At 40.1% G+C, this 15,403-nt stretch carries 16 protein-coding genes, 1 tRNA gene and 2 pseudogenes; 13 read left to right on the top strand and 6 right to left on the bottom strand.

Going from position 1 to position 15,403, the window contains the following annotated elements; genetic code table 11:
• Nucleotides 1-244 precede the first annotated feature (244 nt).
• Together FD723_RS43875 and FD723_RS04045 are read left to right on the top strand one after the other, a co-directional pair.
• Nucleotides 245-418 (top strand): hypothetical protein, encoded by a 174-nt coding sequence (locus FD723_RS43875; RefSeq protein WP_306297013.1) that lies wholly within the window; start codon nucleotides 245-247, stop codon nucleotides 416-418.
• Nucleotides 396-572, top strand: a pseudogene (locus tag FD723_RS04045) (type II toxin-antitoxin system HicB family antitoxin). The gene FD723_RS43875 and the pseudogene FD723_RS04045 overlap by 23 nt, the downstream one beginning before the upstream one ends.
• A gap of 237 nt (nucleotides 573-809) precedes the next feature.
• Here FD723_RS04045 and FD723_RS04040 read toward each other — a convergent pair.
• Nucleotides 810-2,432, bottom strand: a complete 1,623-nt coding sequence (locus FD723_RS04040) for a sorbosone dehydrogenase family protein (RefSeq protein ID WP_256875053.1) — start codon at nucleotides 2,430-2,432, stop codon at nucleotides 810-812.
• Nucleotides 2,433-2,973: 541 nt separating this feature from the next.
• Here FD723_RS04040 and FD723_RS04035 point away from each other — a divergent pair.
• On the top strand, nucleotides 2,974-3,399 hold the full coding sequence (locus tag FD723_RS04035; protein ID WP_256875203.1) for a hypothetical protein: 426 nt from the start codon (nucleotides 2,974-2,976) through the stop codon (nucleotides 3,397-3,399).
• Nucleotides 3,400-3,583: 184 nt separating this feature from the next.
• Here FD723_RS04035 and FD723_RS04030 read toward each other — a convergent pair whose 3' ends face one another.
• The 3 genes and pseudogenes from FD723_RS04030 to FD723_RS04020 all read right to left on the bottom strand — a co-directional run.
• A complete protein-coding gene (locus tag FD723_RS04030) occupies nucleotides 3,584-4,180 on the bottom strand; it encodes a Uma2 family endonuclease (protein WP_179064194.1) in 597 nt (198 codons plus the stop codon).
• A gap of 97 nt (nucleotides 4,181-4,277) precedes the next feature.
• Nucleotides 4,278-5,093 carry an Rpn family recombination-promoting nuclease/putative transposase gene (locus tag FD723_RS04025; protein ID WP_179064193.1) on the bottom strand — a complete coding sequence of 272 codons (816 nt, stop codon included), beginning with the start codon at nucleotides 5,091-5,093 and terminating at the stop codon, nucleotides 4,278-4,280.
• A gap of 42 nt (nucleotides 5,094-5,135) precedes the next feature.
• Nucleotides 5,136-5,330: pseudogene (locus FD723_RS04020) on the bottom strand (WD40 repeat domain-containing protein); the annotation flags it as partial.
• A gap of 1,122 nt (nucleotides 5,331-6,452) precedes the next feature.
• On the opposite strand from FD723_RS04020, the gene cysE reads away from it, so the two are divergent.
• The 8 genes from cysE to FD723_RS03980 all read left to right on the top strand — a co-directional run bounded on the left by cysE (nucleotide 6,453) and on the right by FD723_RS03980 (nucleotide 12,142).
• Nucleotides 6,453-7,193, top strand: coding sequence for a serine O-acetyltransferase (gene cysE, locus FD723_RS04015; RefSeq protein WP_179064192.1), 741 nt, complete (start codon nucleotides 6,453-6,455; stop codon nucleotides 7,191-7,193).
• A gap of 59 nt (nucleotides 7,194-7,252) precedes the next feature.
• Nucleotides 7,253-7,483, top strand: coding sequence for an Asr1405/Asl0597 family protein (locus tag FD723_RS04010; protein ID WP_179064191.1), 231 nt, complete (start codon nucleotides 7,253-7,255; stop codon nucleotides 7,481-7,483).
• Nucleotides 7,484-7,785: 302 nt separating this feature from the next.
• On the top strand, nucleotides 7,786-7,983 hold the full coding sequence (locus FD723_RS04005; protein ID WP_179064190.1) for a DUF2949 domain-containing protein: 198 nt from the start codon (nucleotides 7,786-7,788) through the stop codon (nucleotides 7,981-7,983).
• A gap of 372 nt (nucleotides 7,984-8,355) precedes the next feature.
• On the top strand, nucleotides 8,356-9,489 hold the full coding sequence (nifV, locus tag FD723_RS04000) for a homocitrate synthase (protein ID WP_179064189.1): 1,134 nt from the start codon (nucleotides 8,356-8,358) through the stop codon (nucleotides 9,487-9,489).
• Nucleotides 9,476-9,763 carry a nitrogen fixation protein NifZ gene (locus FD723_RS03995; protein ID WP_069070441.1) on the top strand — a complete coding sequence of 96 codons (288 nt, stop codon included), beginning with the start codon at nucleotides 9,476-9,478 and terminating at the stop codon, nucleotides 9,761-9,763. Before nifV ends, FD723_RS03995 begins: the two co-directional genes overlap by 14 nt.
• Complete coding sequence (gene nifT, locus FD723_RS03990; RefSeq protein WP_114083693.1) at nucleotides 9,738-9,941, top strand: putative nitrogen fixation protein NifT; 204 nt, start codon at nucleotides 9,738-9,740, stop codon at nucleotides 9,939-9,941. The genes FD723_RS03995 and nifT overlap by 26 nt, the downstream gene beginning before the upstream one ends.
• Nucleotides 9,942-10,065: 124 nt before the next feature.
• Nucleotides 10,066-10,605 (top strand): (2Fe-2S) ferredoxin domain-containing protein, encoded by a 540-nt coding sequence (locus FD723_RS03985; protein ID WP_179064188.1) that lies wholly within the window; start codon nucleotides 10,066-10,068, stop codon nucleotides 10,603-10,605.
• A gap of 325 nt (nucleotides 10,606-10,930) precedes the next feature.
• Nucleotides 10,931-12,142, top strand: coding sequence for a PD-(D/E)XK nuclease family protein (locus FD723_RS03980; RefSeq protein WP_179064187.1), 1,212 nt, complete (start codon nucleotides 10,931-10,933; stop codon nucleotides 12,140-12,142).
• Between the two features lie 120 nt (nucleotides 12,143-12,262).
• Here FD723_RS03980 and FD723_RS03975 read toward each other — a convergent pair whose 3' ends face one another.
• Nucleotides 12,263-12,901 (bottom strand): histidine phosphatase family protein, encoded by a 639-nt coding sequence (locus FD723_RS03975; RefSeq protein ID WP_179064186.1) that lies wholly within the window; start codon nucleotides 12,899-12,901, stop codon nucleotides 12,263-12,265.
• 337 nt (nucleotides 12,902-13,238) lie between these two features.
• Between FD723_RS03975 and FD723_RS03970 the strand changes: the two genes are divergently transcribed.
• Nucleotides 13,239-13,310: transfer RNA gene (locus FD723_RS03970), tRNA-Gln, on the top strand.
• 90 nt (nucleotides 13,311-13,400) lie between these two features.
• Here FD723_RS03970 and FD723_RS03965 read toward each other — a convergent pair.
• On the bottom strand, nucleotides 13,401-13,880 hold the full coding sequence (locus FD723_RS03965) for a hypothetical protein (protein ID WP_179064185.1): 480 nt from the start codon (nucleotides 13,878-13,880) through the stop codon (nucleotides 13,401-13,403).
• Nucleotides 13,881-14,092: 212 nt separating this feature from the next.
• Between FD723_RS03965 and FD723_RS03960 the strand changes: the two genes are divergently transcribed.
• Nucleotides 14,093-15,385 (top strand): hypothetical protein, encoded by a 1,293-nt coding sequence (locus FD723_RS03960; RefSeq protein WP_179064184.1) that lies wholly within the window; start codon nucleotides 14,093-14,095, stop codon nucleotides 15,383-15,385.
• The last annotated feature ends 18 nt before the right edge of the window (nucleotides 15,386-15,403 follow it).

The raw sequence follows: 15,403 nt of genomic DNA, 5'->3' as shown, positions 1-15,403 counted from the left end.
TATTTAAAATGTCTCGTCCATATATTAATGCAGAATTGCAGCGTTTAGTAGCGATCGCGCTGCCCATCTATGCGAGTATTATTTATATCCAGAAGTAGAGGGCTTAAGCTCTCAAGTTGACCATATAATCAGTGTCAAACACGGCGGCGCTACAACAGCAGATAATCTCTGCTATGCCTGTAGTTTCTGTAACCTGCAAAAAGGCACGGATTTAGGGTCAATTAATTGGCAAACTGGCGAACTTGTGCGGTTTTTTAACCCACGCAGAGACTCTTGGGGCGATCATTTTCGACTAGATGAGGCTGTAATTCAGCATCAAACAGATATCGGTGAAGTGACCACACGCATCCTAGATTTTAACAGCGACGATCGCATTATAGAACGACAAGCTTTAATTGCATCTGGTCAGTCTTCCTGAATGGGGAGAATTTTGCCACACTCACGGATAGACTTATGAAGAAGCTTTGAAAAATGCTCAAGAAGTTTTAGAAATGCTGATTGAATCATCTTTAGCAGATGGTAAAACTCTACCAGAGCCTAAAACGTTAGGAAAGTTTTTGGAAGTTGTATAAAAAATGCTGTGTTACAACTTAACATTGCTTTCAAATATCTTTGCAATAAATGAATCGGTTGTAAGGGCATACAGATGTATGCCTTTACACTATTGCTGGATATGGATCAATACCGTTCCGTTAAGGCTAAACTTCTTGCTAAAGACGCGTTAGCAGGGCGAACCCGATTCTAATTTTGCATCTCTACAGTTTAGGTGGAGCAGAAGGGTATACCAAATTTGCAAAGAAAATTGGGCACTACCTTACTTGTATAAACGATATTTTGTTATCCAAGTCATTTCCAACGTAGTTATAATTGCCAGCGCTATACTCACGGCAGAGACCACCAGTTTCATTTTGGCACACACGCACCACTGTACCCGCTGGTACACGTAATGAGCTAATAGCGTCATTACCAACAACATTTAAGTCCCCTTGGTTGGCTTGGTATGTTCTTGGAGTTGTAGAAAAAGATTGAGAAACTCCAGCAAAATTAGCGTCTCTGTAGACTTGAACCTGTTGTTGTAACGGTGTGTTGGGGACGTTGTTGGAGACGTTGTAGGAAAGCTTGTAAATTGTGCCGCTGTAATCATCTGAAATTAACAAATTACCTTGCTGATCTACTGCCATATCTACCGGTCGCCCCCAAACATCTCGCGTTCCTGGAACTTGCCAACCGCTGACTAAATCCATCTCCTGCCCTGGGGTTCTTGTCGCACTGTTCCAAGGAAAGTAAGCTATTCTGTAGCCCGTTTTAGTCTGCCGATTCCATGAACCATGCAGTCCCACCACTACCCCATTTGAGTATAGACCGGGAAACCTGGTATTTTGCAAGAATGTTAGTCCTAAGGGAGCCGAATGTGCTTGGATACCCTTGCTAATTCTGTCCAAGGCATTGCAATTAACACGTCCATTAGCATTGAACTGATAATCGCGGTCAAAGGGCATATTGTTAACACCATTTGATGTGTCAGGATTGGGGTTGCAGAATGGCCAACCATAGTTACCACCATCTCGAACTTTCGTAAACTCCTCTGGTGGGTGGTTGTCAACGTATGACGGGATAACCCTACCGTATTTACCACTGCCATCGTTGAAGGGATAGGCGATGTTATCTCGATTATTAACAACTACCCAAAGATCATTGGTGTTAGGTAAGAATGCTAATCCTTCAGCATTACGCAAACCTTGGGCAAAAAGCCGCTGATTGGTTCCATCGGCGTTGTACTGGTAAATCGCACCACGCTTTGGGTTGCTGACAGTATCTTGCGTACAAGCATTGCATGTAGAGGCGATCGACACGTACAGTTTGTGATTGGAATCAAGGGCGATATTTTTCAGTTCGTGACCATAAGCACCTCTGAGTTCTGATGTGCTGCTATCTGGTAAGCCAGATACGACAACTTGGCGATTTCTGCCGATTGTGTCTCCATAGTTGTAGGTGAAGCGGTTAATTTGATGAGTCTCAGAGATATAAACGTATGTGATGTTGTCAATCTTGTGAAACACAATGTCGTGTGGTCTGCGTAGACCTGTTACGAAGTTAGAGATAATCGGATCTCTCGTGCCATTTGGGCGGACAATTAACACCTTACCTGTACTGGGCTGTGACACTAAAAGATCGCCATTGGGAGCAACTGCCATAAAGCGGGCGCTCGGAATGCGAGCATAAACAGATGCAGAGAAGTTGGGCGGTACTTTCAAGTAACGATTAATGTTGAAAGGCCAATAGTTCATTGTATTAGGCACTTTCACCTTGGTTTGAACAGACGCAGCAGGCGGTAGACCGAAGGCTGCGGTGGACAAGACCTCTAATGACATCAAACTAGTAAGTGCAGGGATTAAACTAACTAGCGATGTAGATAATATGCGTCTGAGCATTTTTGTTGGATTTAGGAAAAACACACCCATTTTGAACTTCCTTCTAGCCTGAAGTGATGTAAATTACACAAAAACTCTCGAATTGCCGATTTTTTCGAGAGTCAAAACAAAACTTACTTAAGGATATTAGTTTGTGAGAATACTTCCTTAAGTATATTTTTCTCCTGATGTTACTTGTAACCACTGTTACGTAACCGAGCAGATAATAACTCATATCTCCAACTTATTCAACAAGTCGAGGATTTAAATCTAAGTTAAGTTCAGTGATGTTCCAGCCTACTATACTCAAAATTACAAAAAAGTGTGTATAGATGTAGCTTGTTGTAGATATCGCTTTTTGCTACCAAGTATTTTCCGTGTATTAGGCTGCGATCGCACACCTTGATAAACTAAAAATTACAAAAAAATGTGCAATTCCTTTTAGGAATGGTAACTCTATGATTAGCAACTATTGCTACTTCACAATCAGAATTACTCAGGTAAATATACAATGTCCTATCAAAACATCACAGGCTCTCTTTCCGCACAAGATATTTAAGAAATCAAAGCCGCGCTACAAAAAATCCAACAAAAGCTACCCTTTTTAGTTACTCTCAGTACTGAAGAACGGCGCAAGTTGGTAAAAATGGGCGATAAAAGTCTGGCTTTTGTAAGCAATAGCGTCACTGCTGCTCAATCTAACCGCGAAATTCTGCCAGCTACTTTTGATGTTGAAGAACTGGTTCGAGATTATCAATTAGCCACTGCCCTTACTGAACTTTTAATCTCAATGCAGCAACTCACTGAACAGGTAGATGATACTCTTATGGCAGTTGGTAGCGAAGTTATGACTAGTAGTTTGACAGTTTATGATTATGTCAAGACTGCATCAAAAAAGACTCCAGGCTTAAAAACTGTTGCTGAACAGTTGGGCGAGCGTTTTAAAGCTATTGGTAGAAGCAAATCTGCTAAAACTTCTGTCTCTTGAGAATTTAATACTCATCGGCGAGTCTTATATAGCGGTTCCCACTCAAATGCGGTACAAAATTATATCGCAAGGTGTAGGGGCAGCATTGCTCTTAAACCGAGAGGTAAAGACAATGGAGCATCGAAAGTTTAATCATAGGTATTAACCATAAATTTTATCAGATTTAGACATAAATAATTTTAGTTTAGATTACTTTAGTTATTATCTGAATATATTCAGTCACAGCATCATATTGGTCAGACATTCTCGCATATTGTGCTAATAAATCCAAATCTAGATCAGGCAATAAAGTACTTTTAAAGACTTTTATATAGCTGTCACCTTGCAAACAATAAACTGATAACAAACCATCTTCCCAAAACCAAACTTCAGGTACTCGTAACCGTCGATAAATTTCTAGCTTATTAATTCCGCCACTCGTAACAGTTATTTCCAAAATTAAATCAGTAATAGATTTTTTTATGCCTAAATTATAAGATTCATCTGGTTCTCGTCGAGTTTTGTCTTCCTGTTTACCTATAGTTGCACTTCCCCGTCCATAAAATCGGATCTTTTTCGTCCGCATATAGACTTCCAGCAACATCGCCAGGTTTTTTTTACTGTCCTCGTGGTCGTCAGAATGTGGGGACATAATTTCGAGAATATTATCTAAATAAGTTAGTCGTGCGCCTGTCCCTGTAAGGGTGACATCAAGCTGTTCTAACTGTTCCCAACTGACATTGTACAGAAGAACATAGAAAGTCTCAGCAGTCGTAGGGTTTTCCAGGACAGGGTAAGACATAAGTTAAACTTAATGAGTGGCTTGTTTCTATCATAGAACTGAGATGCCATAGAGCCAGATAATCAAGATTAATGTGCGATCGCAGCAATTATTCTGGCTATTCCGGCGATAGCCTTTGCTGTTCTACTTGCTGGACTTGTGCAACATCTAAATCCAACGCCTGCGCTATCTGTTCTACAGTTAAACCCAGTGCTAAAAGTTTAGGTACAGCTTCTAATTTTGCTTTTTGTTTACCTTCTTGTTCACCTTCTTGTTTACCTTCTTGTCTAGCTTCTTGATAAACCCGCGTCTGCTTCAATTCACTTAATCCAAACATTGCTTCTATCTCCTTTTGACTCATGTTAGGAAACTTGTAAACCAAGATGGTCTCTATCAATTCTAATAATTGTTTTTGTGGTAATTGTAAATTTACTGGTTGCTGGGTGCGGTTGATTAATTCCCTGGCGGTGCTAATGGCCGTATCTTTGTCTTCAATTACTAATTTTATCGTAGCAATGCCTATTGGTAAGGATGCAGTTGAGCCGAATTCATTTAAGTAAATTCTACTGATACGCTGGCTGTGGAAGAATTCTATGAAATCTTCTTTATCACCTATATCTATATCTCTGCTGGGATAAATCACCACTCCTCGCCAAGGATTTTTGCGTCTATTTTGGCGTAAGTATAAAGAAATTTCTGATACTAAGCGTAAGTAAATCTCTGTGTCTGGTTGAAACTGAACCTCGACAAAATAAATCGGCACTTCTCGATCTTGAATGGGCAGAAATACACCATCAATTCTGAAGGCTGTTTGCTTGACTTCAACTGAAGAAAATTGGTATAAATTCGCTGTTTCGCCTGAGTTGCCAATCAGTTCAAAGAAGATATGGGGAAATTCTTGAAACAGACGATAAAAGATGCTGTCAGTTTTCACCCTCGAATTTTGGCTTAGTTTTTGACTGTAGCGATTTTATCACTACTTTAACCGCCAAATTTTGATGATCTTGTCACGACTACCACTGACAAGAGTTTTGCCATCTGGGCTAAAGGCGACAGACCAAACCGAGTCGGAATGCCCAGCGAGGGTGAGGATTTACTCTCCTGTTGCCAGATTCCACAGTTTGATAGTCCCGTCATCACTACCACTGACAAGGGTTTTAGCATCTCGGCTATATTTGGTTTTGTTGATTTCTAGCCAGTTGCAGAGCGGGAACTGAACTCTCTTGAGCGCTGTATCAATTATGTAGAGTTATTCTACAGCACTCATTTGGCAACTGGCATAGTTGGGACATCAGAAGCGGAAAGTTTTACCTTATCCCCCGTACAACTTCTTTACTGTCCCTTTGTGTTGATATCTCCATTGAAACTGCAACTCGAACTCATGATATGCCAAATTGCCAAAATTGCTGAGGTCGGTATCTCATCCACATATTCTTTTCCTGGAACAGCTAATCTTCACCCAAGATTTGCCAGCACACGGCACTCATCACTCCAATATTCTCTTGTGTGAAGAAGCTGTAACTATTCTTAATAAGAATATAACAGCATTCTGATGTAGATTGTTGTTTATTTAGAATAATTGAAAAAATAATAAAAGTAGCTAAAGTTAGTTTTTAACCCATAGTTTCGGATTGTCCTCAGAAAGGATTTGGCACACTTCGCCAATTTGGTAGGTACATTTGTCCATTCTATAATTTGCTGCACAAGGAAAAACCCTGTTGTTTTACTCGAGTGATTCAGTAATCAAATCAAATTCCTATATTTGCACTCATTGAAATGCTTTCCTTCCACACATCTATATAATAAAGTAGTCACTATGAGCGATAACTATATTTCGAAACGTATACATACATACAGACAGCAAATCATAAGAGAACATAAAGAAACCTGTCTTTCGCCTATCCAAATAATAAGATAATAATAGTAATAGGAGATACAGAATATTGATTTCTAGCCTTATCTAACTCATGTTTGAGTGCATCTGAGTACAGCTTAATATATTGCAAAATATCTTGATGAAATGTTTGCAAAGGCTTATAGGTAAAGTTTCTTGTAGCGAGTACAGAAATTCTTAACCCCTGCCCCAAAAATACTAGTACCCCCATCGTTAAATACTAGCGCCCCTATCCCCAGACAAATTTTAGATTTATCTGCGGTAGGGGTTTTGGCGTTTGAGTACAACCTTAATCAATCCAATAAATCCAATCAGCATTGGGTTTTGTATCGAGTTGGCTGTCACCTGATATAAGCATAAAAATAGCAGATGGCTCTTTCTACCAGATAAACATTACCGATGCAACAGTCTTTAGACAGTATTAGCAACCGCCAGACTACCAAAACGCAGGATTCTGCCCATACATCCATGCTGAAAAATTTACTCTCTGGTGTTTTATTTGAGCCATTATTGAGTGATTTTCGCATTATTTTTGAGCGCGACCCAGCAGCGCGTAATTGGCTAGAAGTGGTGTTTTGCTATCCTGGATTGCACGCACTATGTTTGCATCGTCTTGCTCACTGGTTACATTGTCGAGGTGTGAGTTTTATCCCCCGCTTAATTTCTCATTTGGGGCGATTTTTGACGGGAATTGAAATTCATCCAGGTGCAGAGATTGGTCAGGGCGTGTTTATCGACCACGGAATGGGGGTTGTCATTGGCGAAACTGCGATCGTCGGCGACTACACACTGATTTATCAGGGTGTCACCCTTGGCGGAACTGGTAAAGAAACTGGTAAGCGTCATCCGACAGTGGGCAAAAATGCCGTGATTGGGGCGGGTGCGAAAGTTTTAGGTAATCTGCAAATTGGCGATCGCGTCCGTATTGGCGCAGGTTCCATTGTCTTGCAAAATGTCCCCAGCGATCGCACTGTGGTGGGAGTTCCGGGCCGAATTATTTCTCGGAACGATAACGCCAGCCTCTCTCCTTTAGAACATGGCAAGCTACCCGATGTGGAAGCAGACGTAATTCGTTCTTTGCTCTCGCGCATTGAAGAACTCGAAAAACAACTGCAAACTTTAAAAGTCAAGAGTCATTAGTCATTGGTCATTAGCAAATGACAAAGGACAAAGGACAACTGACAAAGGACAAATGACAAATGACAAATCACGTTTTGCAGATTCCTTTGAGCGATCGCTGGCGAATCTATCACCGATTGCAAGAGTTAAAAATTAATTGCTCTTGTCCCCCCGATGGTTCTTTGCGAGTGCAAGTGAACAATTTGCTAGAGGTCATTCTGATTCGCAGTATAGTTATGCAATTTCTTGCTTCTCGTCACGAATTATTAGAGTGGCTAGAGCGTTGCTGGCATTACAGTAATGAATCTTGAGTTTTTGCGTCAGACCTAATTCAGAGACTATTAATCTTGAATTCATGACGTAAAGACTGCACTTTATCCTTTTTGTTCATAGATGCACAAAGCTCAAATAGGTTTAGAGTTTGAAGCTACTGTACGCTAGCAGAATTTGTTGCAGACTGAGATGGAACAAATGGATTTGATATTTTATTGAATCTGCTAAATCTGAAATTCCCCTGACATATAGCAACAATTAAAAATACGAAATTCCTAAATGAAAATTTGAATTTCTGATTTTTAAGTTTTTTCCCAATTAAGAAATTGAAAGTTCAATTATGGCGACTCGGAACAGAGATATAAAACTCCTCAATTTTTTGCACAATGAACTTGAACTTTCAAATGCTGATATTGCTGTAGCTCTGCGACACCGTGAATTAGAAAATGGCCCACTACCGATGCTCCTCTGGCAGTATGGTTTAGTTGACTTGGAGCAGCTAGGAAAGATATTTGATTGGCTAGCAGACCACAGTTAGCTAGTTTGTACCCTTTAAGCTTTGAGTATCATTACCTGCTTAAATTACACCCAAATGCACTAGAAAAGATGAGGTTACGAAGATGATTACATCCTTAATTGCTGGATTTTGTGTATTACTTTGTTCGGGATTTGCTAATAGTTATATTAGCTCATTGCTACTCGAAGATATTTCAACTGACATCGGTAAAAACGATTAGTAAATTATACATTGATTTAGTTCCCTGTCATACAGATGTGATGCTGCTAATAGGTCAATAATTAAGGATCATGTATCCTACATTATGAATTGTGATATTTTTAGCATTTACCATCACTAGGGATTGTAGAGAGAAAGGATATTAAGAATACTTCCAAGAGAGGGATATTTGCAATGAATCAAATCATAATTAATGACACTACACTACGTGATGGTGAACAAGCAGCAGGTGTTGCCTTTACCCTAGAAGAAAAAGTAGCGATCGCTAAATTTCTCGATGCCATTGGTATTCCAGAATTAGAAGTCGGTATACCAGCAATGGGTGACGAAGAAACCCGTGCGATCGTCGCAATTTCTGACTTGGGTTTACAAGCAAAACTCTTGGGCTGGAACCGTGCTGTCATCTCAGATATCAAGGCTTCCATCGCTTGTGGTTTGAATCGGGTGCATATTGCCATTCCCGTCTCTGGTATCCAAATTGCCACTAAATTTCATGGTCAGTGGCGAGTAAGTTTGCAAAAACTCAAAGACTCAATCAGCTTCGCCCTCGATCAAGGTCTTTGGGTAGCAGTCGGTGGAGAAGATTCTTCTAGGGCTGATGAAAACTTCCTCTTAGATGTAGCACTTTATGCCCAAGAATGGGGTGCATCCCGCTTCCGTTTCTGCGATACTGTAGGAGTTCTCGACCCCTTCAGCACCTACACCAAAGTCCAACGGCTGGTTTCCGCGTTGACGATTCCTCTAGAAATCCACACGCATAATGATTTCGGTCTAGCAACTGCCAATGCTCTTGCGGGTATCAAAGCCGGAGCCTCATCAGTGAATACCACAGTCAATGGATTGGGTGAACGGGCAGGAAATGCAGCATTAGAAGAAGTTGTCATGGCAATTAAACGCATCTACGGCGTTGATTTGGGCATTGACACACCCAGTTTGCTGGAACTGTCTCAACTAGTTGCAGCCGCATCAGGAGCCGATGTACCACCTTGGAAAGCGATCGTTGGCGAAAATACTTTTGCTCACGAATCTGGCATCCATGCTCACGGGGTATTACAAAATCCCATCACCTACGAACCATTTGCACCCGAAGAGGTGGGTTGGGAACGGCGTTTAGTAGTAGGTAAACATTCTGGACGGCATTTGGTTGCTAACTTGCTAGAACAGCATGGAATTTTCTTGAATTCCCAAGAAACCCAATCTGTTTTAGACGCAGTACGCCATCAATCGGTACAGAAAAAACGCAGTTTGACGACAGAAGAACTGTTGAATTTGGTCAGAGAACAGAGGTACTCTCATGCAACGCGATGAATTAGAACTAAACTTGCCACCCGCTTTTGAAATTGGTGAAAAAGTCAGAGTTCGTAAACTGCTAAAAAACGATGGTACCTTTCCCGGTAAGGAAGTCGGCCAAGTTTTAGTTAACAAGGGAGATATCGGTTACATAGCGAGTATAGGCACATATTTGCAGACTTCCTATATATATGCTGTGCATTTCTTAGAAACAGGGTTTGTCGTCGGCTGCAAGAAAAAAGAACTAGAATCGGTTGAGGAATCTCATGAAAGTAATGCTACGGATGAATGATGCCGGCACTTTAGTAGTTTACGTTGCTAAAAAAGACCTGGAAGAAGAAGTCGTCAAACAAACCGATGGAAATGATGGCAAGATTCTCACCCTAGCAAATGGTTGGGAATTAGAATTTCGTGATTTGCCAGACACAGCAAATTTACCTCAAACAGTAGAAGCTAAACGCCTCGCTTAAAAATAGTTAGGAGTTAAGAGTTATGAGTTATGAATTATTAACTCTTAGTTGTTCATTTTTAACTCCTCACTCCTAACTCCTCACTCCTAACTCTTCATCCCCCACTCCTAACTTTTTATCAATCATGGGTAATAAGTATTTGACGTTATCAGAATTGAACCTTGAGGGACAGTTACTAGGTTTTATTGATGGTGAACCAGGAAAATATAAATACTTGCAATTGGCAGTTCCATCTGGAAATGTAGACATTAAACTGCCTAAAGAGTTACGCCGTTTACTAAGTTCATCCTTAGTTCCTGGTCAGCAACTTCGCATTTGTGGTCATAGTAAGATAGACTCACGCACAAGTAAAATTAAAATTAAAGCCTATAAGGTGACACCAATTGATGCGTGTCCAAAGCAAGATTTACCACCTCAAAGCAAAGCGAGGATTATGGTATGTCAAAAGGGCGGTTGCCTGAAACGTGGTGGTAAAGGGTTATTATCAGAATTAGAAAAAACTTTGTGCGATCGCGGTTTGTTAGACAAAGTTACTATTGAACATACCAGTTGCCAAAAATGCTGTGGCAGCGCTCCCAACTGTGTTTTACACCTTGGTAAAAAGAAATACAAGAATATTCATCCTGAAGCGATCGCATCTTTGCTAGAAGGTCATTTAACCTAAGAATACCAAGCTTATCTAGCTATTCTTAAAATAATACATAACTTTGTAGAGGTAAACATTTTACCTCTATTTGTTGTAAGTATCATCTGTGTAGCACTCTTGTCAAACTGCGATCGCTAAGTTATAACTACTGCAACGCTAGGTTCCTGGCGAATGGAATTCATGGCTATACAGACAAAACCCACCTCCGTGGGTTTCAAATTCACTAGAGTCCGCATAGGCAGACTTTGTTTGTGTAGCTGCGATTTCTAATCGCCGGGTATATTTCCCCTAGTTATTGTGTATAAATTTTCTGCAAATAAATATTTGAAATAGCTCAAAATTAATGTCTTTGTTTAGCAATTTACTCAATCTACATTCAGGAAACAAACCGCGTGAAGATTTTTTTACCGAAATTGTTGCTTATTTTTTATCCCTCAATAATGATATTTTACTTGATTGGCTAAAACATCACTCAATTATTAGTGATGATAATTACTCCAGCATTAAGATTTCAACTCAACAAGAACATAAAGGAATTGAAAGCCATACAGAGGATAGTAGATTTGATATTGTGGTTGAATTATCAAATGGTTTAAGCACAGATGTAATATTTATTGAATCAAAAATTGGCGCAAAGGATGGAAATAATGCGTTAAAAAAATATGCTGAGATTTTGAGTAATTTATCAAATGTCAGACATCGAATTTTAATTTACATCACCCGTGATTATGACCCAAAAGAAGAAATAAAACAATATGATTGTGATCCAAAACCAGCAATTAAAGAATATTGCCTTGAGTTATCACCCAAGATAAATTTCTTCCAACTGAGGTGGTATCAGTTTTATAGCTTTTTGAAAGAACGCGCATCTGATATCTTAGCCCAAGAAATATTAATTTTCATGAGGAAAAATGGAATGTCTCACATTAATCAATTTTCATCAGTTGACTTATTGACAATGGTGAATTACAACAAAACTCTCAATCTCATGGAATCAACCCTCAATAATGAAGTGCAAGATAAATTTAAGCTAGCTTTTGGAGGTGTTAGCAACGGTGCAGCAAGTATGACTCAATGGAAATGGTCTAGTAGATATATTATCTATACTAAGTTTTCAGGCAATAATTTCTGGTGTGGTCTTGGATATTTTAATTTAAATCCAGACAATTTCACGGAATATCCATATTTAGGTATATGTCTAGAGGTTTCTCCTGGTTTTGTAGAACGCCCAAAAATTATTGAATCTATGCACAAAGTAATTAACGATAAACCCAATATATGGACTCCTGAGAATTTAACCATTTTGCCAGCATGGTCAGCTATATTTTATCGGAAAAGCCTACGAGAGTTTTTATCTCATGAAAATCAGCTATCTGCTATTAAAGATTTCTTCTTAGAATCCATTGATGAACTCAAAAATATTCAGCGATATTTCAACTTCCCTTGGAAGGGTGTAAGTACAGAAGAAGCTACAGAAATAGAGAAAAAAGAAGACCCAGATAACTTATCATCTTCTATCGGGGGAATTGAATCAGTTGTAAATCTATCAAAATAAAAACAACCCTGCAATCCTGTAGTTGTTCTGAAAACTAGAATAAATATTTTATGCAAATATACTGAGCCAGCGAGTGAGGGTGAGTAAGGAAAAATAATAACTCCTAACTCTTTCCTCCCCTCATGTCCCCGGTAAATTTTGCAAACGCTCATCCAAATGACTACGGTTTGCCAAAACCTTTAACAGTGGCCCATGTGAGGTAAATTCTACAATACTGACCGAAGCAACAGGGCATCCCAAACGAAAACGGAAGCGTCCCACATCAATCCCTAGTAAACTAGACAAAATAATTCTGATAGTTGCCTTGTGAGAAACCACCAACACATTGCCACTGCTGTAAAGAAGTTTGATTTCTTCAATTACCTGTATGGCGCGAGAAGCAATTGTCACACCCATTTCTCCACCAGTTGGCCCATTCCAAGCCGGATCTGCTGACCAGCGAATATAATCATCATGATATTCACGGCTAATTACTTCAGGGGTTTTTCCTTCCCACTTGCCATAGTTGATTTCCTTCAAACCATCCCTAAATTGTGGCTCTATCCCGATTGCATCAGATAAGGGTTTTGCTGTCAATACAGTTCGCCGCATTGGGCTACAAAATATTGCTGTCCAATCCATAGAACTATATGCAGATGCAAAAGCCTTTGCCATCTCCAAGCCTTCTGGGGTAAGTTCTGAGTCTATGGAACCGCAAAAGGAATTATTGCGACTGCATTCGGTCTGTCCGTGACGGAGGAAATAAAGAGTTAGGCTCACGGTATATTCTCATCAATAGTAAATTTAACGGCGCTAACAATCAGATGTAGCTGAAGATAATCAATGCCCGTGCTATGTTACTACAATTTCACAATATTTGGAATCATCTTCAGATCGCCTGATTTTGCTCTCTCGACATTTATTTAGAGACAGCCTCTCATCCAATCAAGCGGCGTAGCAGGTGAGCCAATAAAAATTCAATCGTTCAACCAAAGTGATGAAACAGCCTGATGTGTAAGCATTCTGACCAGTCAATATCCTCATTATCTGAAATCAATTATTAAAGTACTTGACATTAACCCAGGAGTTACTGCTATATTAACTAGAGTAATGTTGTTGGGGCGTAGCCAAGTGGTAAGGCAGCGGGTTTTGGTCCCGCCATCCCTAGGTTCGAATCCTAGCGCCCCAGTAATTCTAAAAGGCAGGCTTCACAGTCTGTCTTTTAGAGTATTTAATCAAATTTTTAAGATGAGTCTCAAAGCATCTAGTTCTGTAAAAGTTATTTGTCAGGAGATTTGAGAGCTTGATCTAGAGTCTGCCGAGCTAATTCTGCTTTAGATCGCGCTTCCTGATAACGCACATTAGCTTGAGCAAAATTTTTGAGAACTTTAAAACCTTCCTTGAGTCGAGTAATTTCCTCTTCAGTCACTAACTCATCGCTGAACAGAATATCAACAGCTTTGCGAATTTCCAGCGCTTCAGCTCGTGACTCTTGAACTTTCAACTTGAGCGTGGCTAGGTTACTCAAAACCTGGACAGCTTGTGTAATAGTATCTTCACCACTAGCAGTATCAATAGTTGACTCCTTAACCTCAATTAATTGTTGAGGGCCAAATCCTTCTTCCAGTTCTGTGGGTAGCTTACCTGCATCCATCAGTTCCATCAGTTGATCCATTGCTTTATCACGGGCTTTGGCTGAATCTTTACCAGAAACAGTAAGGATAATTTCTGGGCTTTGCGCGAGAGTATATTGAACCATATTTGAGCAAAAAGTTTGCTGATTAACCAAGCTGAGGCAAACAATTATAACATGTTGTGTCTCAGGTTATTTGCTGGCTCATCGATTTTAGTATCGGTTTGCCAAATACATGAAAATATGATTTCCTTCTTTATTTTTACCTTTACCAAGTCCCTCAAAATAAAACTTTATACTTAAGAGAAGGGAATAATTTTCAATAGGAGGGGAGAGCAATGGCTCCCAGTCCCAGCATCATGCAGGCTGTGGAACAACTGGGCTACCGTGTCACCGTTGGTGATGTGGCAACTCAGGCAGGATTGAATGTCGCTGAAGCTAATCAAAGCTTGTTAGCCCTGGCATCTGATGCTGGCGGACATTTACAGGTAGCAGATTCAGGCGATATAGTTTACCTTTTTCCACGAAATTTTCGAGCGATTTTACGTAATAAATACCTCCGACTACGATTGCAAGAATGGTGGAAAAAGGTCTGGAGTGTTCTGTTTTACCTGATTCGCATTTCTTTTGGAATTTTCTTAACTGTTTCCATCGCCCTGATAACTATCACCATCTTCATTATCATTACTGCTGCTAATTCAGACCGGAACGGCGACAATCGGGGCAGTAATTCTGGTGGTGGGGGATTTTTCTATTTTCCAAATTTATTTTGGTATCTTAGCCCAAATTATGACACCCACTACCAAGAACGGCGACGTGAAAGCCGAGAAGAAAGCAATCTAAATTTCTTTGAAGCTGTATTTTCGTTTTTGTTTGGCGATGGTAATCCTAATGCCAACTTAGAAGAACGTCGCTGGCAAGAAATTGCTACGGTGATTCGGATTAATCGTGGCGCAGTGGTAGCAGAACACATTGCCCCATATTTAGATGATATTGGCGAAGGATACACAAGAGAGTACGAAGATTATATGCTGCCCGTTCTAACACGATTTAATGGGCAACCAGGCGTAAGTCCAGAAGGGCAAATTGTTTATTACTTTCCAGAGTTGCAGGTGAGTGCAGTTAAAAAGCGCCGTTATGCAATATCAGATCACTTAGAGGAATTTCCCTGGCGTTTTAGTGCCGCAAGTTCTGGGCAAATTATGCTGAGTGCTGGGTTAGGAGTACTAAATTTTGTTGGTGCTTTAGTACTGGGAAGTTTGTTGAGAGATGGAACTATTGCCGTCCAATTAGGTGGACTGGTAGCTTTTGTGCAAGGAATTTATTGGCTGCTATTGGCTTACGGAGCAGGTTTTTTAGGCATACCGTTATTGCGTTATTTCTGGATTGGGTGGCGTAATCGCAAAATAGGCGATCGCAACCGCGATCGCCTTTCCAGAGCCAGCTTATTGACAAGTCCTGATGCACCTTTGCAACAAAAAATCAACTATGCTCAACAATTTGCCACAGAAAAAGTCATTGGCAACGAAGATCTAGTGTATTCTAGCGAAACTGATTTACTAGACCAAGAAGTTGAGCGTTCTGCAAAAACTGATGCTGAATGGCAACGGAGGTTAGACGAGTTAAAGTAATTCGTAATTCGTAGTTAC

This window comes from Nostoc sp. C052, from assembly GCF_013393905.1.
Classification (GTDB): domain Bacteria; phylum Cyanobacteriota; class Cyanobacteriia; order Cyanobacteriales; family Nostocaceae; genus Nostoc.
This window is presented reverse-complemented; position numbering and strand designations above follow the sequence as displayed.

Coding starts and splice junctions, on each gene's coding strand:
- FD723_RS04040 (WP_256875053.1), bottom strand. CDS start 2,432: ATGCTCAGACGCATATTATCTACATCGCTAGTTAGTTTAATCCCTGCA.
- FD723_RS04030 (WP_179064194.1), bottom strand. CDS start 4,180: ATGTCTTACCCTGTCCTGGAAAACCCTACGACTGCTGAGACTTTCTAT.
- cysE (WP_179064192.1), top strand. CDS start 6,453: ATGCAACAGTCTTTAGACAGTATTAGCAACCGCCAGACTACCAAAACG.
- FD723_RS04010 (WP_179064191.1), top strand. CDS start 7,253: ATGACAAATCACGTTTTGCAGATTCCTTTGAGCGATCGCTGGCGAATC.
- FD723_RS04005 (WP_179064190.1), top strand. CDS start 7,786: ATGGCGACTCGGAACAGAGATATAAAACTCCTCAATTTTTTGCACAAT.
- nifV (WP_179064189.1), top strand. CDS start 8,356: ATGAATCAAATCATAATTAATGACACTACACTACGTGATGGTGAACAA.
- FD723_RS03995 (WP_069070441.1), top strand. CDS start 9,476: ATGCAACGCGATGAATTAGAACTAAACTTGCCACCCGCTTTTGAAATT.
- nifT (WP_114083693.1), top strand. CDS start 9,738: ATGAAAGTAATGCTACGGATGAATGATGCCGGCACTTTAGTAGTTTAC.
- FD723_RS03985 (WP_179064188.1), top strand. CDS start 10,066: ATGGGTAATAAGTATTTGACGTTATCAGAATTGAACCTTGAGGGACAG.
- FD723_RS03980 (WP_179064187.1), top strand. CDS start 10,931: ATGTCTTTGTTTAGCAATTTACTCAATCTACATTCAGGAAACAAACCG.
- FD723_RS03965 (WP_179064185.1), bottom strand. CDS start 13,880: ATGGTTCAATATACTCTCGCGCAAAGCCCAGAAATTATCCTTACTGTT.
- FD723_RS03960 (WP_179064184.1), top strand. CDS start 14,093: ATGGCTCCCAGTCCCAGCATCATGCAGGCTGTGGAACAACTGGGCTAC.